Below are 628 nucleotides of genomic sequence, written 5' to 3'. Positions count from 1 at the left end.
GTAGCGGCTGGTGAGGGTGGCGACCGCGTGCTCGATGCCGCCGTCGGTGAGGGCGGCCAGGATGGCGGCACCGGTCGGGTTCAGGTGGTAGATCGTCCCCTCAGTGATGAGGGTCAGGCCGTCATCCACTGGGGCGGTCGAGACGCCGGGGGCGAGCCTGATCGCCGTCGGCGGGCGGCGTGCAGGGTGTGGCCATCGGATGCGCAACATGGTGGGCGGCCTCCGGGAATGGTGGGGTCAGATCGCGGAGCCAACGCTCGATCGCGTACAGCTCGGTCAGCCAGACGGGCGGCAGCCCGCGGGGGCCGAGGGTGGTGAGGGCCTGGTGCAGGGTCTCGGGGTTGATGAGTCCGTACTCGGCCAGCAGGGAGCGGCGGGCGAGAGTGGCGAGCTGGTCGCGGTGGATCGTCCAACCGTGCAGGATGTCGGCGTTGTAGTGCCCCTTGGTCCTCCTGTTCAGAAGCCGTTCGGCGATGGTCCCGGCGAATGCGGCCCGCAGCAACGGTTTCGGGGCCCACGGGTCGGTGCGCTGCCACGGGTGTACCGCGAGGGCGGCCTCGATCACTGGCCGGTCCAAAAATGGCATGGCGACGGCAGGGAGCCCGGCGGCGTGCATCGCGTCCCGGTA

2 protein-coding genes are annotated in these 628 nt (G+C 70.5%); both read right to left on the bottom strand.

What is annotated here, in order from left to right; translation table 11 throughout:
- A partial coding sequence (locus tag IEY55_RS33195; RefSeq protein WP_373290094.1) for a PqqD family peptide modification chaperone occupies window positions 1-210 on the bottom strand: 210 nt, incomplete at its 3' end.
- Window positions 122-628, bottom strand: a 507-nt coding sequence (locus tag IEY55_RS31785; RefSeq protein WP_308424803.1) for an asparagine synthase-related protein, incomplete at its 5' end; no start/stop codon positions are given. The genes IEY55_RS33195 and IEY55_RS31785, both read right to left, overlap by 89 nt.

The sequence above is a fragment of the Longimycelium tulufanense genome (genome assembly GCF_014645795.1).
GTDB classification, from domain to species: Bacteria; Actinomycetota; Actinomycetes; order Mycobacteriales; family Pseudonocardiaceae; genus Longimycelium; species Longimycelium tulufanense.
This window is presented reverse-complemented; position numbering and strand designations above follow the sequence as displayed.